We start from the raw sequence: 19,836 nt of genomic DNA, 5'->3' as shown, positions 1-19,836 counted from the left end.
GGCGGCGCGTTTGCGCCACCCCTCGGGCCGGCGCTGCCCTCAGTTCTTCTAGTTAACCGTTGCAAACGCGTTTGCGCCCCGGGGCTCCGCCCGTTCGGCCCTGAAGCGGTCCACTGGACCGTTTCCGAGACGGGCCTCACCCCCTCGGGTCGTAGCTGCCTAAACATCTGCTGATCACCGAAAATCCCATACATCACCGCAGGTTCTGACCCAGATCAAGGACCGCCCTCGGCCTCCGGCTTAACCTCGGCCCAGACACACAGGCAGCACCGAGGTCCCCATGTCGCCGCTTACATTGATCCTTCATATCTTCCTTGGCTCCACCCTTGCCGGGTCCGCCGTGATTGCGGTTTTGGTCATGGGCTATGCGTCGTGGACGGCCCTGCTGATCGCGGCGGTTGTTGGGTTTGTCGCGGCCTTCCCAGTCTCGTATCTGGTGGCGCGCAAGCTGCAGGGCTGAGTCATCGCCCTGTCAGCGGGCTACATTAACGCTTTGTGAAGCTTCCTTTAGGTAAGTTGTAACCGGTCCTCCCCCTCCCAATCTGTTGAACAAGGCCAATGACGGCCTCAACCTCAGGGAGGAGAGACCATGACCAGATTTATGACTGCCGGAGCAGCCGCTCTGGCCACGAGCCTCACCCTTGCCACCTCGGCCATGGCCGACACGCCGGACCTGCGCGGGACGTGGGTGGGCAGCTACACCACAGTGGGTCCGAACCGGACCACCACCGGTGACGCGCCGCGCTTTAACAGCGCCGAGTGGGTGCTGGATATCCAGAAACAGAAGGACAATGTGTTCTGGGGCCCCAGCAAGTGGCGCTCGAACGCCGCCCAAAGCTGGCGGGTTTTGGATGCGACCGGCACCATCAGTCTGGATGACCCGAACCGGATCAGCATGGTCGAAAGCTCGGCCAATCCCGAGATCGGGGTGAATGCTCTGATCGATGCCCGGTATGAAGACGGCAAAATCTATGCGGATTTCCGTAGCCTGCGTCGTGGAACGACCTACAGCACCGTTCTGGAACGTCAGGTGAACTGAAGCGTCTTCGGCCCGGTCGGTCTGTAGGGGGTACTGGCTGCGATGTTATGCAGCCGATAGTAGGTAATCCCGGCCGGGTCGAAGCGCTTCTCAGGAAATGGAATCAGGGTCGGGCGATCCAAGCGCCCGATGCGACAGGGTCCGGTTGTTTGCAGGCCGGATCGCAGCGATCCAGTTGGACCTCGTGACCCTTCAGCGCGATGTCGTACCGGTTCTGCCGGACCTGGTTCCGTTTCTGCCCCGTGCGGGGGTAATCGAATCGCGTATTTTGGTAATCAGTTGGGTCGCAGGGGGCTGGATACAGACCTTGTTGCGGTTATGCGGCCCGGATTTTGGCCTTGGGGATCTGATCTGACGTGGGCCAAAAAAAGGGGGTCTTGCCTGCGAGCAAAACCCCCTTTGTCACATCAATGATGCGCGGGCGCGAGCCGTGGCGTTACAGTTGTTCCTGCACGTCGGTCGCTGCGCCCTGAATGGCGTCACCAGCTTTTTCGATGTCTTTGCCGGCGCCCTTAGCGGTTTCGCAGGCGGTCAGGGTGAACAGGGCAAGCCCAATCAGAATTGCACGGATCATTGGTGTCTCCATCAGTGTTGGTCACCTGATGCCTAGCAGTTTTCCAATAGCGAAACCAGTACCCTAAGGGTTGTTTGGGCGCGGTGTGGTTCCGACCGGTTCAGCGGGCCATTCTGACGGGGTGCAAGAGCCTGTACCGTCAGGTTTTCTGGTCACCGCAGAACATGTCATGGACCAGTTCCAGCATCCGGCGCGGGCGATCATCGGCCAGACGGTAGTAGATCGCCTTGCCCTCGCGGCGGGGCAGGACCAGACCCTCAAGACGCAGCCGCGACAATTGCTGCGAGACAGCGGCCTGACGGGCAGAGAGCAGTTCCTCCAACTCGGTGACAGATTTTTCGCCGGATACCAGATGGCACAGGATCATCAGCCGACCCTCATGACTGATGGCCTTCAGAAAGTTGGATGCGCGGGCCGCGTGTTCGACCATGTCGTCGAAGGTTTCCGGGGCCGCATCTTGCGAGAGCTGGTGTAGCGCCATTGGTTCTTCCTCGTCTGCCCGGGAACCGGGGTCATGTCGTTCTAGCAGGTCTTTTGATGTAGGGACCTTGGGTACATATCTTGAGCATGTATTTCCATATGCACGGATCAAAATGGCGTGATGTGAAGCGTGAGCAGGGTGCATGTCACGTGGTTTGAAAACTCGGGCTGCGTCCGTGAAACCGCGCCACACAGTACGAAGTCACCGGCCCCCCTTGCAGCCCCCCTGTGGCGACACTAAGACTCGGGTAACGTTTATTCGGGTATTGTCCCGATCCATAGCAAAGCAGGCAGGTTCAAAAATGTTCGATCCAGTTGATACCTATATGAATACGCTCGTCCCGATGGTGGTCGAACAGACCAGCCGGGGCGAACGCGCCTACGATATTTTCTCGCGCCTGTTGAAAGAGCGGATCATCTTCATCAATGGTCCGATCCACGACGGGATGAGCCATCTGGTCGTGGCCCAGCTGCTGCATCTTGAGGCGGAAAACCCCAGCAAAGAGATTTCGATCTACATCAACTCGCCCGGTGGTGTGGTGACCAGCGGTTTGTCGATTTACGACACAATGCAGTATATCAAGCCGAAATGTTCCACATTGGTGATCGGTCAGGCGGCCTCGATGGGGTCGGTTTTGCTGGCCGGTGGTGAGAAAGGGATGCGCTTTTCGCTGCCCAACAGCCGTATCATGGTGCACCAGCCCAGCGGCGGCTATCAGGGTCAGGCCAGCGACATCATGATTCACGCGGCCGAGACGCAGAAACTGAAAGATCGCTTGTATGACATCTATGTACGCCATACCGGCCAGACCAAAAAGGCCGTGGAAAAAGCGCTGGATCGCGACAATTTCATGAGCCCGGAGGAGGCCAAGGATTGGGGGCATATCGACGAAATCGTTGAAAACCGCGCAAAAATGGACGGCGAAGACGCCTGATTGTAGCTTCCTGCGCCACCGGCGCAGGGCGCATTTTGAGATTGTAGCCGCCCCGGTGCTAGCCTAAGCTGCACCAACAGACGGCAAAGGTGGCCCCGGCGTGGGCCGCCAGAGACGAAGCCCGAAAGGTAGAACATGGCGACGAATTCAGGCGGTGACGGCAAGAACACGCTCTACTGCAGTTTCTGCGGCAAGAGCCAGCATGAGGTGCGCAAGCTGATTGCTGGGCCGACCGTGTTCATCTGCGACGAATGCGTCGAACTGTGTATGGACATCATCCGCGAAGAGACGAAGGCCAGCGGCCTGAAATCCTCGGACGGGGTGCCGACACCGAAAGACATTTGTGAGGTGCTGGACGATTATGTGATCGGTCAGGCCACCGCCAAGCGGGTTCTGTCGGTTGCTGTTCACAACCATTACAAGCGTCTGAACCACGCCCAGAAGGCCGGCAGCGATATTGAGCTGGCAAAGTCCAACATCCTGCTGATCGGCCCGACGGGCTGCGGCAAGACCCTGCTGGCGCAGACGCTGGCGCGGATTCTGGATGTGCCGTTCACCATGGCCGATGCAACCACGTTGACCGAAGCGGGCTATGTGGGTGAGGATGTCGAGAATATCATCCTGAAACTGTTGCAGGCGTCGGAATACAACGTTGAACGCGCGCAGCGCGGCATCGTCTATATCGACGAGGTCGACAAGATCACGCGCAAGTCCGAAAACCCCTCGATCACGCGCGACGTGTCGGGTGAGGGCGTGCAGCAGGCGCTGCTGAAGCTAATGGAAGGCACTGTGGCCAGTGTTCCGCCGCAGGGTGGGCGCAAACATCCGCAACAGGAATTCCTGCAGGTGGATACCACGAATATCCTGTTCATCTGCGGCGGTGCGTTTGCTGGTCTGGACAAGATCATCGCGCAGCGCGGCAAGGGCTCGGCCATGGGCTTTGGAGCCGATGTGCGCGACAATGACGAACGCGGAGTGGGTGAGATTTTCAAGGATCTGGAACCCGAAGACCTGCTGAAATTCGGCCTGATCCCGGAATTCGTCGGTCGTCTGCCGGTTCTGGCTACGCTGGAAGATCTGGATGAGGATGCTCTGGTCACCATCCTGACCAAGCCCAAAAACGCTCTGGTCAAGCAATACCAGCGCCTGTTCGAGTTGGAAGATGCTGAGCTGGCCTTTACCGATGACGCGCTGAAAGCGATTGCCAACAAGGCCATCGAACGCAAGACCGGCGCGCGCGGGCTGCGCTCGATCCTTGAGGACATCCTGCTGGATACGATGTTCGAGCTGCCAGGCATGAAAAACGTAACCGAGGTTGTGGTCAACGAAGAGGCGGTTTCATCCGACAAGCAGCCCTTGATCATATACGCGGATGCGGCGGAATCGGCCTCGGCCGGGTAAGATAAAATCACGTTTGCAGAGCGGCGCGGTTCATACCGCGCCGTTTTTCTATGGAGGGTGGCATGAAAATCAGACGCATTTCCTCAGGTGGCGAGTATGAAGCCAAGGTCGGTTACTGCCGTGCGGTGGTGGCCAACGGGTTTGTTTTTGTCGCGGGTACCTGCGCGCAAGGCGACAACATACCCGAGGATATCGTCGGTCAGTGCAAATCGGCCCTTGATGCAATCGGGCGCGCGCTTGCAGAGGCCGGGACGGGATTCGAAAACGTGGTCCGTGTAAACTACTACCTCCCGGATATGACTGAATTCGAGCTGTGTTGGCCGCTGCTGAAGGATGCGTTCGGGGCAAACCCTCCGGCGGCCACGGTTATCGAGTGCAATTTGATAACGCCGCAAGACCGGATCGAGATCGAAGTAACAGCTTATTTGCCAGAAAAGCAGGTGTGACCGTAGGGGTACTGGACCTCGGCATGGCTTTGGTCCATATCTGCAGGAACAGCAATGCCGGAGGCAGCCGATGGGTATCCTGAACAATCTATTGCGGGCCGTTACCTGGTGGAACGGGGCCACCCTGAACACGCAGATTTTCACTGCGCGCAAGGGGGTCAAGGTCGGTGAAGACAACGAAGGCAACGTGTTCTACCGCACGGCAGATGACAGCAAGCGCTGGGTGATCTTCAACGGTGAGGCCGAAGCCAGCCGCATTGATCCCGATTGGCATGGCTGGTTGCACCGCACCTGGGATGAGCCGCCAACCGAAAAGCCTTTGGCGCATAAATCCTGGGAAAAACCGCATCAGGAAAACCTGACCGGCACTGCACTGGCCTATGCGCCTGCGGGGTCTCTTCGCCGCGCCGACCCGATCGAGCGCACCGACTACGAGGCCTGGAGCCCAGAATAAACGAGGCAATCTATGTCGAGCTACAACGTTACCGAAGTTTTTGTCGGTGGTGCCGTATTGGCCTGTGCCGTGGCTTTTGGCGTTTATGCCAGCCAGTCCACTGGCCTGTCGCAAAGCAGCGCGGGCTATCCGCTGGGCGCGTCGTTTCGATCGCTTGAAGGGGTTGGTGTCGGCACAGATGTGCGATTGGCCGGTGTCAAAATTGGCACTGTGACCGGTGTGACGCTCAACCCCGAGACCTATCGCGCGGACACGACCTTTACCATCCGCGACGGCATTCTGGTGCCCGATGACAGTGCCATTGTGATCTCGTCCGAGGGTTTGCTGGGCGGTAATTTCGTCGAGGTCATGCCGGGTGGTTCGCCCTTTTTCTTTGAACCGGGCGATCAGGTCGAGGACACGCAAGGCGCGGTCAGCCTGATTTCGCTGCTGGTGAAATTTGTGGCCGGGGATGGCGGCGAATGAAGCATCTGGCGCTGATTGCAACCTTGCTGGCGGCCACCGGGGCGGTGGCGCAGCAAAAGGTCGAGTCCGGCCCCGGAGCGATACTGCGCGGGTTGGACAAGGTCAGCGGTCAGACCATCGACGTGGAAATGCGCAATACCGAGAGCGCCGAAATTTTTGGTCTGGACGTGGCCCTGGGCGATTGCCGCTATCCGGCCGAGAACCCAACCGGCGACGCGTTTGCCTATTTGACGATCTGGGAAACCGGTAAGCCGGATGAGCTGTTTGACGGCTGGATGATTGCCACGTCGCCTGCGCTGAATGCGCTGGATCACGCGCGTTATGACGTCTGGGTGATCCGCTGTATGACGCCTTCGGGGGATTGAGCCAGCGGCGTGGTGAAGTCTGCGCTGCCTTTTAGGGCACCCTCTAATTCCTTCTGGTATGTCGCGCGGGGTATCTCAATCGCCCCAAGGGATGCTAGATGCGTGGTCAGGAATTGCGTGTCGAACAGTTGGAACCCAGTTTGCCGAAGTCGATCCACCAGATAGGCGAGCGCGATTTTTGACGCGTCCCGCTGACGCGAGAACATGCTCTCGCCAAAAAACGCAGCCCCCAGTGTCACGCCGTACACTCCACCCACCAGATGGCCGCCGTCGCGGATTTCCAGTGAATGGGCGTGGCCTGCGTGATGGATCGTCAGGTACAGCTCGCGCAATTCTTCGTTGATCCAGGTGTCCGCGCGATCTGCGCACCCATCAACGACACCTGCAAAGTCCTGATTGATCGTGACTGAAAATCCGCAATTGCGCATGCGCCGGGCAAGACTGCGCGAAATGTGAAACCCGTCCAGCGGAAAGACGCCCCGTTGTTTGGGGTCAACCCAGAATAGTTCGGCCGCGTCGCGATGTTCGGCCATCGGGAAGATGCCGATGGAATAGCCGTGCAGTAAGAGGTCTGGGGAAAGGCTCATGCAGAATACTCAAAGGGCGAAGGATGGTTGTCCTTCGCCCCTGAAATGTCAGTCGGCCATGTTCTGGGCCAGCCAATGTTCCAGCCAGTGGATGTTATAGTCGCCACTATGCAGATCCGGTTCCTGCAACAGCGCATGGAACAGGGGAACCGTGGTGTCGATGCCGTCGACAATCAACTCGCCCAAGGCGCGCTGCAAACGCGCCAGCGCCTCTGGTCGATCACGGCCCTGCACAATCAGCTTGGCAATCAGCGAGTCGTAGTAGGGCGGGATCGAATACCCGTCATACAGCGCCGAATCCATCCGCACGCCCAGACCGCCGGGCGCGTGATACGCGGTGATCTTGCCGGGGCAGGGCGAGAAGTTGGGCAGTTTTTCCGCGTTGATCCGAACCTCGATGGCGTGGCCGTTGATTTCCAGATCATCCTGACCGAACGACATGTCCTCACCGGCGGCGACGCGGATTTGTTCGCGCACCAGATCGACGCCAAAGATACCCTCGGTCACCGGGTGTTCCACCTGCAGGCGGGTGTTCATTTCAATGAAATAAAACTCGCCGTTTTCATACAGGAACTCGATGGTGCCCGCGCCGATATAGTTGATCTTGGCCACGGCATCGGCGCAGACCTTACCGATTTTTGCGCGTTCTTCAGGGGTGATGCAGGGACCTGGGGCCTCTTCGAACACCTTCTGATGGCGGCGCTGCAAGGAACAGTCGCGTTCACCCAGATGGACCGCCTTGCCTTTGCCGTCGCCAAAGACCTGAATCTCGATATGGCGGGGCGTGGTGAGGTATTTCTCGATATAGACCTCGTCATTGCCGAAGGCGGCCTTGCCCTCGGCCCGCGCGGTCATGAAGGCGCTTTCCATCTCATCGGCATTCATCGCGACTTTCATGCCGCGCCCGCCGCCACCGGCGGTGGCCTTGATGATGACGGGATAGCCGAATTCCTCACCAATGCGCTTGGCATCGGCCAGCGTGGGAACACCACCGTCCGAGCCGGGAACACAGGGCACACCCAGTGCCTTCATCGTATCCTTGGCGGTGATCTTGTCGCCCATGACACGGATATGTTCGGCGGTGGGGCCGATGAAAGTGATGCCGTGATCTTCGACGATCTGCACGAATTCGGCATTCTCGGACAAAAAGCCATAGCCGGGGTGGATCGCCTGCGCGCCAGTGATCTCGCAGGCCGAGATGATGGCGGGTACGGACAGGTAGCTTTGCGGGCTGGGCGGAGGGCCAATGCACACCGATTCGTCCGCCATGCGCACATGCATCGCGTCGCTGTCGGCGGTGGAATGCACGGCAACCGTTGCAATCCCCATCTCGCGCGCGGCGCGGATGACGCGCAGGGCGATCTCGCCTCGGTTGGCAATCAGGATCTTGTCGAACATGGGCCCGCCTTACTCAACAATGACCAGAGGGGTGCCGAATTCCACAGCGTCGCCATCACCCACCAGAATACGCTTGATGGTGCCCGCTTTGGGCGCGTGGATGTGGTTCATGGTTTTCATCGCTTCTACGATCAGCAGCGTGTCGCCTTCGGACACCGATGCACCGACCGAGATGAACGCGGGCGCGCCGGGTTCGGCCTGCATATACACAGTGCCCACCATGGGTGACGTCACTGCACCGGGATGGCTGGCGGGGTCTTCCTGCGCTGCGGGGGCTTCGGCGGCGGCAGGGGCCGGTGCTGCGGCAGGGGCAGCTGCAGGTGCTGCAGCCGGGACCGCAACCTGAACCGGAGCAGCTGCGACCTGGGACATGCGGCTGACGCGTACGTTCAGGCTGTCTTCTTCGCCGTATTCGCGTTTGACCTGCAACTCGGTCAGGTCATTTTCGCGCAGCAATTCAGCCAGTGCCTTGATGAATGCCACATCCGCTTCGTGTTTGGTGTCTGTCATGAGTGTCCTCGACGGTTCCCCTATGCCCGTCTGTTTCGCGCGGGCTTTGGTTTGATTACGCAGCGTTATAAGCCATGCGCACGGTCATGAAAAGCGCAGTCTGCCCTTGTGTGACAAGGGTTTTTGCAAGTTTCCAGGCGCAAATGGAGCTAGAGCGGCATTCCCGAAAGCTTCGCCACCAGTTCGGGCAGTTTGCGGGCGCCGAATTTCTCAAGCAACCGGGCGCGATAGGCTTCGATCGTGCGATAGCTGAGGCCCAGTTCAACGCCGATTTCCTTGGCTGAAAGGCCGCGACAGGACAGGATTGCAACCTCACGCTCGCGGGCGGTTAGCTCGACCAAAGGGCGCTCTTCCGAGATGTCGGAAAAGCTCCAGATACCGTGGCGGAACGGGTCGTCGGGTGTCAGGGATCGCCCGCGCGCCCGGCACCAGAACAGGTCGCTGTTGCGCCGCCGCATGACGCGCTCGTCGGTGTAATAGCCGGTGTCGCGCATCACCTGCAGGCTGCGGGCCCCGATCCTCTCCCAATCAGCGACCGAAGGGTAAAGGTGCAGCAGTGGCATGTTGCGATAGTCTGTAACCTCGCCGCCGAAGGTGCGGGCAAATTGCAGATTGCAGCGCCGAATCACGCGGTTTTCCAGTTCTACAAGGCCGATGGGCGCATATTCGAAGGCGGGGTCGCTCATCCGTGTATCGTGACGGGAATTGAAGGAAATGAGAAGGGGGCGTGACCAGATTCAGGCGTGGATCATCTGGACAGGGTGGTTGCCGGCTTTGTTAATCATGTAAAGGGTCTTTGAAAACTGGTCTTTAACCAATAGAAATACAATGAGAGTTCTGAAAACTGATCAGGACTGAGTGGGACAAGCGCCGCAATAAAGGGGGGTGGACATGCGCGACACGCTGACGGGCAGTCGCATTCGGGAACGGCGTCAGATCGCAGGTTTGCGGCAGGCGGAACTTGCCCGCCAGGTGGGTATTTCCGCGTCCTATCTGAACCTTATCGAGCACAATCGCCGCCGGATCGGAGGCAAGCTGCTGGTCGATATCGCCACCGCTTTGTCCGTTGAACCATCGGTGCTGACGCAGGGGATCGAAGCCACCCTGATCTCTGCCCTGCGCGAAGCTGCGGCCGAGGCGGTGGGTCATGACGCGGAACTGGACAGCCTTGAGGAATTCGCGGGCCGCTTTCCCGGATGGGCCGGCGTGCTGGCGCAGATGCACCGCCGGGTCGTGTCGCTTGAGCGGACGGTGGAAACACTGTCGGACCGGCTGACCCATGATCCGCATCTGGCCGCATCGATGCATGAGGTCCTGTCGACCGCCGCAGCGATTCGTTCAACCGCCGCCATTCTGGCGGATACGCAGGATATAGAACCTGAATGGCAGGACCGCTTTCACAGCAACCTGCATCAGGATGCAGAACGGCTGGCCGAAAGCTCGAAATCATTGGTGGCTTATCTGGATGAGAGCGATTCCGACGGCGAGCATCGCGGTGTACCCATTGAAGATGTCGAAGCGTTTTTTGAGGCCAACGGTCACCATTTTCCCCAGATTGAAACAGGCGGCGCCGAGGCGGAAATCGACCTGAGCGATCTCGAAACCGCCGCGGCAAAGTCGGTAACGCGCGATTTTCTGGACATATACGCAGCGGATGCGCAGGCCATGCCAATCAAACAGGTTCAGGCCGCTTTGGCCGAAGCCCCGCTGGACCCGTTGCAGCTGGCGGCGCGGTTTACTGTGGGCGTGGAAGCTGTGCTGAGGCGCCTTGCTGCGTTGCCTGACGGCTATCTTGGCCGCCCGACCGGATTGGTGGTGTGTGATGCGTCGGGCAGTATCCTGTTCAGCAAATCCGTGCCGGGGTTTGCCATGCCGCGCTTTGGCGAGGCTTGCCCGCTATGGCCCATCTTTCAGGCGTTGAACCGTCCATTGGTGCCGATCCGAAAACGGGTTGTTCAACTGGGTCGTACGGCGGCTGTTTTTGATTGCTATGCCTATGCCTGGCCGCAGCACATATCCGGATACGACGAGGGGCCGGTTTACCGCTCGGCCATGCTGGTCCGTTCCGTCGAGGACGTCGTGCAAGAAGATCAGACCGTGGCGCGGGTTGGGCCAAGCTGCCGTGTCTGCCCCAGCAGCGGCTGCGACTCTCGTCGCGAACCTTCAATTCTAAGCGAAGGTTTTTGACAGTTTCCTGACACTGCGCGTAAGCTGGCCCGGACAGGTTTTCAGATTGATAACGTGTCACGGGGAGGACAGATAATCATGAGCCGTAAGGTTCTGCTAATTGAGGATGAGCCGAATATCGCAGAGGCCATTCGCTTTGTGCTGTCGCGCGAAGGGTGGCAGGTGGAAACCCATGCCGAGGGCAGCGATGCGCTACAGGTGATCCGGGCTGCGAACCCGGACTTGGTGATTCTGGATGTCATGCTGCCAGGCAAAAGCGGGATGGAGATTTTACGCGACCTGCGAGAACTGGAAGAGCTGCAGAGCCTGCCGGTTTTGATGCTGACCGCGCGCGGTCAGTCCCGAGATCGCGAGATGGCCGAAAACGCAGGGGTCAGCCGTTTCATGACCAAACCTTTCTCAAATACCGAGATGCTGACGGCGGTGCGCGATCTGCATGCGCAGGCAACGCAGTCATGACCGCGGGCAAAGACCGACCACCTTCGGGTGCGCGCCCTTCGGTCTTTCTTGAACGGCAGAGCTATCGCAGGCGCAGATTGACGGATGCCGCGCGCCTGCTGCCCGTTCTTGGCGCAGCGTTGGTGACCGTTCCGTTGCTCTGGCCCGATGGCAGTGGCACGGCTGAGGGTGTCACCTTGTCCTCGGCGATCGTATACATATTCACCTGCTGGATCGTTATGATTCTGGTCAGCCTTGTGTTTGGCCTCGCCGCCCGACGCCTGGGGGCCGTTGATGACGCCGAAGCCGAGACGGACAGATGGCAACGCTGAACGTCCTGATACTGGTCTGTCTTGGCTATGTTGTGCTGCTCTTTGGTGTGGCTTTTGCCGCCGACCGTCTGGCCGCTGCAGGGCGAGGCGCATGGCTGCGATCGCCGCTGATTTACACGCTGTCGCTGTCGATCTACTGCACCGCCTGGACGTTTTATGGCGCTGTGGGCAGCGCTGCGCGGTCGGGGCTGGAGTTTGTTACGATCTATCTGGGCCCAACTCTGGTGATGATCAGCTGGTGGTGGGGTTTGCGTAAACTGGTGCGGGTCGGGCGCAGTCAGCGCGTGACCTCGATTGCTGACCTGATCTCGGCCCGCTATGGCAAGTCCAACACGCTGGCTGTTTGTGTGACCGTGCTGGCCGTTCTGGGCGGCACGCCCTATATCGCGCTGCAACTGCAATCCATTACTCTGTCTTTTTCGATTTTCGCCGAGGCCGACCCCTCGGGGTTGTACCGCGAAGGCTCTAGCGTGTTCTGGGTGGCGACCGGGCTTGCGGTGTTCGCCATCCTGTTCGGAACCCGAAACCTGGACGCGAATGAACGGCACCACGGCGTGGTCATGGCAATCGCTTTGGAATCGGTGGTGAAACTCTTCGCCCTTCTTGCCGTTGGTGCCTTTGTCGTCTGGGGCATTGCTGGTGGTGTCGGGCCGATGATTGACCGGATCGATGCCTCGGAAATCAGTCACTGGAATGTCGATTCCGGGCGTTGGATGACGCTGGTCTTCCTGTCAGCCGCTGCATTTGTCTGCCTGCCACGGATGTTTCAGGTCATGGTTGTGGAAAACGCGGATGAGGGCCATCTGCGCACCGCCGCCTGGGCCTTTCCGCTCTACCTGCTATTGATGAGCCTGTTTGTGGTTCCCATCGCTGTGGTCGGTCTGGACCTCCTGCCCGAAGGATCGAATCCGGACCTTTTCGTGCTGACGGTGCCGCTGTCCCAGGGCAATGAGTGGTTGGCGATGCTGTCCTTTATCGGAGGTTTTTCATCGGCCACGTCCATGGTCATCGTGGCGGCGATGGCGCTGTCGACGATGGTTTCGAACCATGTGGTCATGCCAATCTGGCTGAGCCGGCAAGAGGGGGCTGGCTCGGTCTCGGGTGACGTCAGAAACGCGGTGTTGGTGGCGCGGCGGGTGTCGATCGCGGCCATCATGGCGCTGGGCTATTTCTACTATCGCTTGTCCGGCGGCGGCGCGGCGCTGGCGTCAATCGGGTTGATCGCATTTGCAGGGGTTTCCCAGATTCTGCCTGCACTGGTTGGGGGGCTGTTTTGGCGCGGGGCGACACGGACCGGGGCGCTGGTGGGGTTGACCGTAGGCTTCCTGCTGTGGATTTACACGTTGCTGTTGCCCGGTATGGGCGGTGCTGTGATGCCGGATGACGTCGTTCAAAATGGCCTGTTTGGATGGGGTTGGCTGCGCCCACAAGCCCTGTTTGGGATTGAGGGGATGGACCCCATCGTTCACACTGTGTTGTGGTCACTGTCGCTGAACACAATCGCGTTCTGCGTGGCCTCGATGCTCAGCTTCCCAAGCCCGCTGGAGCGTTTGCAGGGCGCGCAGTTCGTTGACGTCTTTGACCATTCGGTCGCGCTGCGGGGCTGGTCGGGTTCCGTTGCACAAAGCGAAGATCTGATGATCATGACCCAACGGATTCTGGGCACGGCCCCCGCGCAGGAATTCTTTCAAGCCGAAGCCAAGCTGCAGGGCGGGCGCACCGGTTTGCCCGAACCCACCCCTGCGTTTCTGGAACGGTTGGAGCGTGAACTCAGCGGCTCGGTCGGGGCGGCCACGGCTCATGCGATGATCGGTCAGATTGTGGGCGGATCGACCGTTTCGGTCGAGGACTTGCTTGCGGTTGCAGACGAGTCCGCCCAGATGCTGGAGTATTCCAATCAGCTTGAGGCGAAATCAGGCGAGTTGACCCGGACCGCCCGCCAACTGCGTGAAGCCAACGCCAAGCTGACCCAAATCTCAGAGCAGAAGGACAGCTTCCTCAGTCAGGTCAGTCACGAACTGCGCACACCCATGACCTCGATCCGCGCGTTTTCCGAGATCATGCGCGACACGGACGGATTGAGTGCGGAAGAGCAGACGCGCTATGCCGCCATCATCCACGATGAGGCCCTGCGCCTGACCCGGTTGCTGGACGATCTGCTGGACCTGAGCGTTTTGGAAAACGGACGCGTCAGCCTGAATGTGGGTGATGACACTTTGCGGTCAGTTCTGGATCGGGCTGTCTCAAGTGCATTGGCGGGGGCAACGCGGCAGCTGACCGTCAAACGCACCAGATCGGCCGAGCGTATTGCGCTGCAAACCGATTTGGATCGGTTGGGGCAGGTTTTCATCAACCTGATCTCGAACGCGCAGAAATACTGTGATGCTGATGAGCCGGTGTTGACGATCTCAGCCCATGATGTCGGGGGGCAGGTCGTGATCGACTTTGTGGACAATGGCAGCGGTATCCCACACGAAGCCCGGTCCATGGTGTTTGAAAAATTCGCGCGTGTCGGCGTCGACAAGGCGGGTGGTGCGGGGCTGGGTCTGGCGATCTGCCGCGAGATCATGCAGCGGTTGGGTGGCGAGATTTCATACCTGCCGGGGCAGGGCGGTGCGGCCTTTCGGGTCAGGTTGCCGCTGGCCTTCCAACAGGCGGCGCAGTGAGGCGTTTGTAAAGGGGTTGGTAACCTGACCCGGGTTAGACCGGATGTCAGACACACCAACCAACAGCGGTTTTCCGGTATGACGCAACCTGTCAGCGCGGCTCTGGCGCGCAAGCTTTCAGTCGGGCAAGAGGAACAGGGCGACAAGCCCCGTTCAGTCCTGCGGGCGTTGCGCCTGGCTTTTGCGCGGGCCGCGGGGGATCGGTTGCAACTTCCGCTTGCGGTAATCGGCGCGCGGCAATCCCATCGAACACCGGAAACTTTGACCGAGCAGATCGGTGAAGATTGGCTGTTGCTGCAATTGGCGAATGACGCAGGGGTGACCGCGGCTGTTTGCATGGATATGGGGGCGGTGTCTGCGATCGTTCAGGTCCAGACCATTGGCGAGGTTCTGGCCGAAGATCCGGCACCCCGTCCCTTTACCCACACAGACGGAGCCATGGCTGCGCCATTGGTCGAAGACGCGCTGGGTCGCGCTGTTGGATTGGTAGAAACGCCTGCAGACCAGGCCAACCTCTCGGGTTTTGAATTCGTAGCGCGTTTCGCAGATTTGCGAACTCTGACACTGGCTATGGCTGAGGCGGCCTATCGCGTGTTTGACCTGACCATAGAACTGGGGGGCGGGTTGCGGCAGGGGCAGATATCGGTCTTTCTGCCGGATCGTGCGGATGATGTCGAAGGTGAGGCGGTGCACGAAGAGGCGGGGCCAAATCTCGAGCAGGCATCAGGTGTATTGCGGGCAGAACTGAACGCTGTGATTTGCCGTATGTCTCTGCCTTTGGCCACGCTGTCTCACCTGAACGCGGGCGATGTTTTGCCCCTGACCGGCGCACGGCTGGACAAGGCAGAGGTTCTGACGATTGACCGGAGCCGCGCTGCGATTGGCCGTTTGGGGCAATGCGGCGGCATGCGCGCGGTCCGTCTGAACGAATACACAACCCCGGCGACGGTCACACAATCCGAAGCCCTGGAATTCACCGAGGCCCGTTCGACAGCGCTGTCCAGGCTGGATCCCGATCTTGCTGCAACGACCGAAATCACACAGACTCAAATCCCCTTTGATCCATCAGCGGACAGCACAGGCGATGATCTGAATTTTGAAGACTCGGAACAGATGGTCGCAGAAATCTCGCAACTGGCGGGTCTGAGTCTTTCGGACACAAACCCGGACGATCGGTGATTGCTTAGCCAGAGTTGCCGCGGATCTGATCCAGGGCGGGGCGTAGATTTTCCAACGCGTAGCCTGCCTTGGTGGTGGCATCCAGAATGTCGTCCGTGCTCATCCGGTCGCATTGACCCAAGGCCCACACCACCGAACAGCGCGTGCCTGACGCACAATAGGCCAAAACCGGACCGTCGCAGGTTTCGGCGAGTTCGCGTTGCAGCGCAACGTTCTCGGGCGTCATGGTCTGATGCGTCAGCTCCAGCACCTCGTATTCCAGACCCGCGGCACGCACAGCCTCGCCGATGGCGTCGGATTGCAGATCGGCCGGGACTTCGACATTGGGCCGGTTGCAGATCACTTTGACAAAACCGGCCTCGGCAATGGCGGGAACATCCTCGACCGTGATTTGCGGTGAGACGGCGTAGCGGGGGGTAATCGGGCGAATCTCCATGGCAATTGATTAGGCCGCGTTTGCAACGCTGTCCAGTTTCACGCCAAGGGTCGGGGCCGCATACATCCCCGCGATCATCGACAGCAGAAAGACAACCCCGCCAATCCCGCCATAGCTGATCGACGCGAGGGCAGGGCCGGGGCATAGCCCGGACAGGGCCCACCCCATGCCAAACAGAACGGACCCTGCGATCAAACGGCGATCCAACTCGGGCGCGGCAGGGCGCGGAAACTCTCCGCCGGTCAAAGGCTGCCGGTGCGCCGTCAAGCGCCACGCAACCAGCATCGGCAGGATGGCGCCGCCCATGACAAAGGCCAGTGTCGGGTCCCATTCCCAGAAAAAATCCAACCAACCCTGCACCTTAGTGGTGTCGGTCATCCCTGATAACAACAGGCCCGTACCGAACAAAGACCCTGCAAGCAATGAAATCAGATTGCGCATCAGATCAACCCCAACACATGACGAAACAGGGTCAGCGTCAGCACTCCGGCCCCGATATAGATCAGGGTGGCGACGATGCCGCGCAGCGAGAACCGGGAAATCCCGCAAACCCCGTGACCCGAGGTGCAACCGTTTGCGATGCGTGTCCCGGCCCCCACCAGCAAACCCGCGATGATCACAACTGCGAGATTGCCGGTCAGATGAGTTTGGGGAGGAGGTGAGATCAGGAATTTCAGCAACAGCGGCGCGCCGATTAGACCCGCCAGAAAGCTCAGCCGTTCCAGTGATCGGTCGGTCTTGTCGATCAGCCCGCCCAAGATGCCGCTGGCCCCCATGATGCGCCCGTTGCCCAAGAGGTAGAGCGCGGCCCCCAATCCAATCAATAGGCCCCCGCCGAAGCCCCATATCCAGTCCATGTGCATAATGCTGTGATCCCGCGTTAAAGCTTGTTGATGGGCAGTTTCAGAAACACATCGCCTTGTTCATCGGCCGGAGGCATCTGACCCGCGCGCATATTGACCTGCAGCGACGGCAGGATCAGGCGCGGCATGCCTAGCGTCGCATCACGGGCATTCCGCATCTGTACGAATTCCTCGACGGGGCGGCCCTGGCCTATATGTACGTTCAGGGCCTTTTGTTCGCCCACAGTGGTTTCCCACGCATATTCGTCCCGCCCCGGAGCTTTGTAGTCATGACCCACGAACACGCGGGTGTTGTCGGGCAGGGCCAGTATTTTCTGAATCGAAGCATAGAGCGTCTCGGACGACCCGCCGGGAAAGTCGCAGCGCGCGGTTCCGAAATCCGGCATGAACAGGGTATCGCCGACAAAGGCCGCATCGCCGATTACATAGGTCAGACACGCAGGCGTATGCCCCGGCGTATGCAGAACATCGCCCCGCATCTGGCCAATGTGAAAACTGTCGCCCTCGCGAAACAGCGCGTCGAACTGGCTGCCGTCGCGCTGGAACTCGGTCCCTTCGTTAAAGATTTTGCCAAAGGTTTCCTGAATCGTCACGATCTGATCCCCGATCCCGATCTTGCCGCCCAGTTCCTGCTGAAGGTAGGGGGCTGCCGACAGATGATCGGCGTGGACATGGCTTTCCAATATCCACTCAACCCGCAGATCGTTCTGACGGATATAATCAATGATCTGATCGGCTGATCCCGTCTGTGTCCGCCCCGAAGCATGGTCAAAATCCAGCACACTGTCGATGATCGCGCAGGCAAGCCCTTCGGGTTCCTGCGCAACATACGAGACGGTAAAGGTCTCGGGGTCGAAAAACGCTTTTACTTTGGGTGTCATTTGGTCCTCCGACTGTGTGTGCTATTCATATATTAATTGCGGAATGTGATGTAATCAACACTGCGTGACTTGATGCCGGTCAAAGCAGAATACGCAAAAACCGAGTAAAGTTTGATCAGAATGCGCCCAGCGGCTGTAACCGTGGGCCAAACAGGCGGTTTCCTGCGCGTTCGTCCGCTATCCTGTGCAGGTCTTAAAACCGTTACCTATATCAGGATAAGTGAAGCTATTAGGGAGGATGAAATGTCAGCAGTCAATTTGTACTCTGAAGCCGAACAACTGGAGCAAAAGCTGCAAGGTGCCTGCCTTGATACGCGTCTGGCGCTTCAGCCAAGTGTCACCAAAGTGATCGAACGCATGCGCCAACAGGGTATGCATGTGCCATCGCGCCTGCGCCGTCTGGATGCCGCGCTGTGCGAGGACGCAATGGAAGCTCAGTTCGATAATCTGCCCATCTGAGCCGGGTCATCAGCCGAACGAAATCCCCACGATCACGACCATCAGGCCAATGACCGACAGAAAAAGCGAGGCCAAATTCCAGGGCAGAACGCTTTGAACCATGGCGCGCAGCTCATCATCCGACAGCCCGGATTTGCGCGCCTTCATCACACGAAAAATACACCAGACCAGTCCCAGAAGCCCGGCAAGCGACAGGGCGGCACCGCCCCAGGTGATGTATTCGAACATGGGTCCCCACATTTTCTTGTGACCTGCCTCAGCGCTTAGCCGAGAACCTGTGTACGTACAAGCCCGGGGGTGATAGGGCGCTTGCGGCGCGCGCGGCGGCAATGTATCCGGCGTAGAGCCCGCCGGGACAGCATCTGAAATCCACCTCTGGGAGAGACGTAAATGGAAGACATGACCGAAGATCAGGCCTCTGCCAACTATCGTGTGACCGCAGGCGAACTGCGCCAGTTCATCGAACGGTTCGAGCGTCTGGACGCCGAAAAGAAAGATCTGGCAGAGCAGCAAAAAGAGGTGATGGCCGAGGCGAAAGCGCGCGGCTACGATACCAAGGTCATGCGCAAGGTCATTGCCCTTCGTAAGCGGGACAAGGACGATATTGCCGAGGAAGAAGCCGTGCTTGAGATGTACAAAGAAGCGCTGGGTATGAGCTGATTCAGCCTGCCAGTTTTGTCAGACTGAAAACGATCTTGCGCCCTTTGAAGCATCACAGTCTTTGAGGGCGCATGAATTTCTTACTGCGGGCTGTTTGTAAAGCGTTTGCGAGGCCAAGGGTGATCTAGGGCTGAATAACCCTTACACCGGACATATTGGCCAGGCGCTCAATATCCTGGTCGTACAATTCGGAAAACGCATCGACGATGTCGGTGCTCCAACCCGGAAAGTCCAACTCTTCCTCGATGCTGTCTGGCAACGCGTGTTCTTCAAAAACATGCGCCAGATCTTCGCGTAAGGCTGCTGGGCTTGCCACATTGCTTTGTGCGGTCAGGGAATGAATCTGGTTTTTGCCGGTCTCGTCCAGCAGGGACAGAAGCAGATCATGCTCGTCCTGAACCGGTGTGTCTTTGTCAAGCCCTGCGACGGCACGCATGATGTCACCCCATACAAAGGGCGTATCCTCAAAGCTCCACAACGTGACTTTGACATTGGGGGCCAAGTCGCGGATGTCCTCGACCATACCGATCCAGCTCAGGCAGCTGAGATCGGTGTTTCGAAGCGCATCGGCGCGCTGCTCTTCCGGCAACAGCATCAGCAGTTTGGGCAACAGGCTGCCCGGGTTTCTCAGCGCCATGAACAACTCGACCGAGTGATCCTGAAAGCTCTGTTCCAGAAACGCCATCCGACGGCCTGCATAGGGATATAGCTGCCCGTTCGACAGCGCGGTTTCGGGGGCGCCGGCAAAGTGTGCGGTTGAATAGATGACACGTTTGGTATCTTTGCCGGCAGGTAAGAGACCTTTCAGGTCCTGGTGAGGTACCGGTTCAACGGGTTCGGCATCCACTGTGTCCAGGGCGGGCTTGAACGCAAGTTTATACCGGCGATGACCAAAATACGTGACACCATTTGCGATCACCTTGCTTCTGTTCTTTTTCAGCGAGTTCAACACCCGCCCTTCGTCGGTAAACGCCGCCCCAGCGTGGATGACAACCTGCATTTTGGGTTCTGTTCTCTGGCTTTTCGCTTTGTTTTCGGGGTTACAGGCTGCGGCCCGAACAGTCAAATCTGCGCGTTTGTT

28 protein-coding genes are annotated in these 19,836 nt (G+C 59.1%); 16 read left to right on the top strand and 12 right to left on the bottom strand.

Annotated elements, in window-relative coordinates; genetic code table 11:
- Positions 1 to 280 precede the first annotated feature (280 nt).
- The 3 genes from ACR0J5_RS08900 to ACR0J5_RS08890 all read left to right on the top strand — a co-directional run bounded on the left by ACR0J5_RS08900 (position 281) and on the right by ACR0J5_RS08890 (position 1,394).
- Entirely contained in the window at positions 281 to 460 is a 180-nt protein-coding gene (locus tag ACR0J5_RS08900; protein WP_480652433.1) for a CTP synthetase, read from the top strand.
- Between the two features lie 129 nt (positions 461 to 589).
- Positions 590 to 1,039: a hypothetical protein gene (locus tag ACR0J5_RS08895; protein WP_480652431.1), complete on the top strand. Its 450-nt coding sequence runs from the start codon at positions 590 to 592 to the stop codon at positions 1,037 to 1,039.
- Between the two features lie 184 nt (positions 1,040 to 1,223).
- A complete protein-coding gene (locus tag ACR0J5_RS08890; protein ID WP_480652429.1) occupies positions 1,224 to 1,394 on the top strand; it encodes a hypothetical protein in 171 nt (56 codons plus the stop codon).
- Positions 1,395 to 1,475: 81 nt separating this feature from the next.
- Here the strand turns inward: ACR0J5_RS08890 and ACR0J5_RS08885 are convergent, their stop codons facing one another.
- Positions 1,476 to 1,613 carry an entericidin A/B family lipoprotein gene (locus ACR0J5_RS08885; RefSeq protein ID WP_480652427.1) on the bottom strand — a complete coding sequence of 46 codons (138 nt, stop codon included), beginning with the start codon at positions 1,611 to 1,613 and terminating at the stop codon, positions 1,476 to 1,478.
- Between the two features lie 139 nt (positions 1,614 to 1,752).
- Entirely contained in the window at positions 1,753 to 2,094 is a 342-nt protein-coding gene (locus tag ACR0J5_RS08880; protein WP_480652426.1) for an ArsR/SmtB family transcription factor, read from the bottom strand.
- A gap of 301 nt (positions 2,095 to 2,395) precedes the next feature.
- On the opposite strand from ACR0J5_RS08880, the gene ACR0J5_RS08875 reads away from it, so the two are divergent.
- The 6 genes from ACR0J5_RS08875 to ACR0J5_RS08850 all read left to right on the top strand — a co-directional run bounded on the left by ACR0J5_RS08875 (position 2,396) and on the right by ACR0J5_RS08850 (position 6,159).
- Complete coding sequence (locus tag ACR0J5_RS08875) at positions 2,396 to 3,028, top strand: ATP-dependent Clp protease proteolytic subunit (RefSeq protein WP_480652424.1); 633 nt, start codon at positions 2,396 to 2,398, stop codon at positions 3,026 to 3,028.
- A gap of 135 nt (positions 3,029 to 3,163) precedes the next feature.
- Positions 3,164 to 4,429 (top strand): ATP-dependent Clp protease ATP-binding subunit ClpX, encoded by a 1,266-nt coding sequence (gene clpX, locus ACR0J5_RS08870; protein WP_480652422.1) that lies wholly within the window; start codon positions 3,164 to 3,166, stop codon positions 4,427 to 4,429.
- A 62-nt stretch (positions 4,430 to 4,491) separates the two neighbouring features.
- The gene (locus tag ACR0J5_RS08865; RefSeq protein ID WP_480652420.1) at positions 4,492 to 4,875 is read left to right on the top strand and encodes a Rid family hydrolase; all 384 of its coding nucleotides are present in this window, start codon (positions 4,492 to 4,494) and stop codon (positions 4,873 to 4,875) included.
- A gap of 70 nt (positions 4,876 to 4,945) precedes the next feature.
- Entirely contained in the window at positions 4,946 to 5,329 is a 384-nt protein-coding gene (locus tag ACR0J5_RS08860; protein WP_480652418.1) for an NADH:ubiquinone oxidoreductase subunit NDUFA12, read from the top strand.
- Between the two features lie 12 nt (positions 5,330 to 5,341).
- Positions 5,342 to 5,794 (top strand): outer membrane lipid asymmetry maintenance protein MlaD, encoded by a 453-nt coding sequence (gene mlaD, locus ACR0J5_RS08855; RefSeq protein WP_480652416.1) that lies wholly within the window; start codon positions 5,342 to 5,344, stop codon positions 5,792 to 5,794.
- The gene (locus ACR0J5_RS08850) at positions 5,791 to 6,159 is read left to right on the top strand and encodes a DUF2155 domain-containing protein (protein WP_480652414.1); all 369 of its coding nucleotides are present in this window, start codon (positions 5,791 to 5,793) and stop codon (positions 6,157 to 6,159) included. The genes mlaD and ACR0J5_RS08850 overlap by 4 nt, the downstream gene beginning before the upstream one ends.
- On the opposite strand, the gene aat is transcribed toward ACR0J5_RS08850, so the two are convergent.
- The 4 genes from aat to ACR0J5_RS08830 all read right to left on the bottom strand — a co-directional run bounded on the left by aat (position 6,114) and on the right by ACR0J5_RS08830 (position 9,340).
- Complete coding sequence (aat, locus tag ACR0J5_RS08845) at positions 6,114 to 6,746, bottom strand: leucyl/phenylalanyl-tRNA--protein transferase (RefSeq protein ID WP_480652412.1); 633 nt, start codon at positions 6,744 to 6,746, stop codon at positions 6,114 to 6,116. The two genes, ACR0J5_RS08850 and aat, sit on opposite strands and share 46 nt — an antisense overlap.
- 48 nt (positions 6,747 to 6,794) lie before the next feature.
- Entirely contained in the window at positions 6,795 to 8,144 is a 1,350-nt protein-coding gene (gene accC, locus ACR0J5_RS08840; protein WP_480652410.1) for an acetyl-CoA carboxylase biotin carboxylase subunit, read from the bottom strand.
- Positions 8,145 to 8,153: 9 nt separating this feature from the next.
- Positions 8,154 to 8,654 (bottom strand): acetyl-CoA carboxylase biotin carboxyl carrier protein, encoded by a 501-nt coding sequence (gene accB / locus ACR0J5_RS08835; RefSeq protein ID WP_480652407.1) that lies wholly within the window; start codon positions 8,652 to 8,654, stop codon positions 8,154 to 8,156.
- Positions 8,655 to 8,803: 149 nt separating this feature from the next.
- On the bottom strand, positions 8,804 to 9,340 hold the full coding sequence (locus ACR0J5_RS08830; protein WP_480652405.1) for a LuxR C-terminal-related transcriptional regulator: 537 nt from the start codon (positions 9,338 to 9,340) through the stop codon (positions 8,804 to 8,806).
- Positions 9,341 to 9,545: 205 nt separating this feature from the next.
- Here ACR0J5_RS08830 and ACR0J5_RS08825 point away from each other — a divergent pair, with 205 nt between their 5' ends.
- The 5 genes from ACR0J5_RS08825 (at position 9,546) to ACR0J5_RS08805 (ending at position 15,456) form a co-directional block, all read left to right on the top strand.
- Positions 9,546 to 10,841 (top strand): short-chain fatty acyl-CoA regulator family protein, encoded by a 1,296-nt coding sequence (locus ACR0J5_RS08825; protein ID WP_480652403.1) that lies wholly within the window; start codon positions 9,546 to 9,548, stop codon positions 10,839 to 10,841.
- Positions 10,842 to 10,919: 78 nt separating this feature from the next.
- A complete protein-coding gene (locus ACR0J5_RS08820; RefSeq protein WP_480652401.1) occupies positions 10,920 to 11,300 on the top strand; it encodes a response regulator transcription factor in 381 nt (126 codons plus the stop codon).
- Positions 11,297 to 11,611, top strand: a complete 315-nt coding sequence (locus tag ACR0J5_RS08815) for a hypothetical protein (RefSeq protein ID WP_480652399.1) — start codon at positions 11,297 to 11,299, stop codon at positions 11,609 to 11,611. Before ACR0J5_RS08820 ends, ACR0J5_RS08815 begins: the two co-directional genes overlap by 4 nt.
- Complete coding sequence (locus ACR0J5_RS08810; protein ID WP_480652397.1) at positions 11,599 to 14,277, top strand: ATP-binding protein; 2,679 nt, start codon at positions 11,599 to 11,601, stop codon at positions 14,275 to 14,277. The genes ACR0J5_RS08815 and ACR0J5_RS08810 overlap by 13 nt, the downstream gene beginning before the upstream one ends.
- A 78-nt stretch (positions 14,278 to 14,355) precedes the next feature.
- Positions 14,356 to 15,456 carry a FliM/FliN family flagellar motor C-terminal domain-containing protein gene (locus tag ACR0J5_RS08805; RefSeq protein ID WP_480652396.1) on the top strand — a complete coding sequence of 367 codons (1,101 nt, stop codon included), beginning with the start codon at positions 14,356 to 14,358 and terminating at the stop codon, positions 15,454 to 15,456.
- Between the two features lie 4 nt (positions 15,457 to 15,460).
- On the opposite strand, the gene ACR0J5_RS08800 is transcribed toward ACR0J5_RS08805, so the two are convergent.
- Genes ACR0J5_RS08800 through ACR0J5_RS08785 form a run of 4 tightly spaced genes read right to left on the bottom strand, consistent with a single transcriptional unit; the run spans position 15,461 to position 17,636 of the window.
- Positions 15,461 to 15,892 (bottom strand): protein tyrosine phosphatase family protein, encoded by a 432-nt coding sequence (locus tag ACR0J5_RS08800; RefSeq protein WP_480652394.1) that lies wholly within the window; start codon positions 15,890 to 15,892, stop codon positions 15,461 to 15,463.
- 9 nt (positions 15,893 to 15,901) lie between these two features.
- Complete coding sequence (locus ACR0J5_RS08795; protein WP_480652392.1) at positions 15,902 to 16,333, bottom strand: DUF6691 family protein; 432 nt, start codon at positions 16,331 to 16,333, stop codon at positions 15,902 to 15,904.
- Complete coding sequence (locus ACR0J5_RS08790) at positions 16,333 to 16,755, bottom strand: YeeE/YedE family protein (protein WP_480652390.1); 423 nt, start codon at positions 16,753 to 16,755, stop codon at positions 16,333 to 16,335. The genes ACR0J5_RS08795 and ACR0J5_RS08790 overlap by 1 nt, the downstream gene beginning before the upstream one ends.
- 17 nt (positions 16,756 to 16,772) lie before the next feature.
- Positions 16,773 to 17,636 (bottom strand): MBL fold metallo-hydrolase, encoded by an 864-nt coding sequence (locus tag ACR0J5_RS08785; protein ID WP_480652388.1) that lies wholly within the window; start codon positions 17,634 to 17,636, stop codon positions 16,773 to 16,775.
- A gap of 243 nt (positions 17,637 to 17,879) precedes the next feature.
- Between ACR0J5_RS08785 and ACR0J5_RS08780 the strand changes: the two genes are divergently transcribed.
- Positions 17,880 to 18,095, top strand: a complete 216-nt coding sequence (locus ACR0J5_RS08780) for a hypothetical protein (protein ID WP_480652387.1) — start codon at positions 17,880 to 17,882, stop codon at positions 18,093 to 18,095.
- Positions 18,096 to 18,104: 9 nt separating this feature from the next.
- Here ACR0J5_RS08780 and ACR0J5_RS08775 read toward each other — a convergent pair whose 3' ends face one another.
- Positions 18,105 to 18,323 carry a hypothetical protein gene (locus ACR0J5_RS08775; protein ID WP_480652385.1) on the bottom strand — a complete coding sequence of 73 codons (219 nt, stop codon included), beginning with the start codon at positions 18,321 to 18,323 and terminating at the stop codon, positions 18,105 to 18,107.
- Between the two features lie 162 nt (positions 18,324 to 18,485).
- Here ACR0J5_RS08775 and ACR0J5_RS08770 point away from each other — a divergent pair, with 162 nt between their 5' ends.
- A complete protein-coding gene (locus ACR0J5_RS08770) occupies positions 18,486 to 18,755 on the top strand; it encodes a DUF2312 domain-containing protein (protein ID WP_480652383.1) in 270 nt (89 codons plus the stop codon).
- Positions 18,756 to 18,879: 124 nt separating this feature from the next.
- On the opposite strand, the gene ACR0J5_RS08765 is transcribed toward ACR0J5_RS08770, so the two are convergent.
- Positions 18,880 to 19,755 (bottom strand): hypothetical protein, encoded by an 876-nt coding sequence (locus ACR0J5_RS08765; protein ID WP_480652382.1) that lies wholly within the window; start codon positions 19,753 to 19,755, stop codon positions 18,880 to 18,882.
- Between the last annotated feature and the right edge of the window lie 81 nt (positions 19,756 to 19,836).

This window comes from Ruegeria sp. BE1, assembly GCF_056538885.1.
Note: the sequence above shows the minus strand (reverse complement) of the source record. Positions and strands in the feature narration are given on the sequence as shown.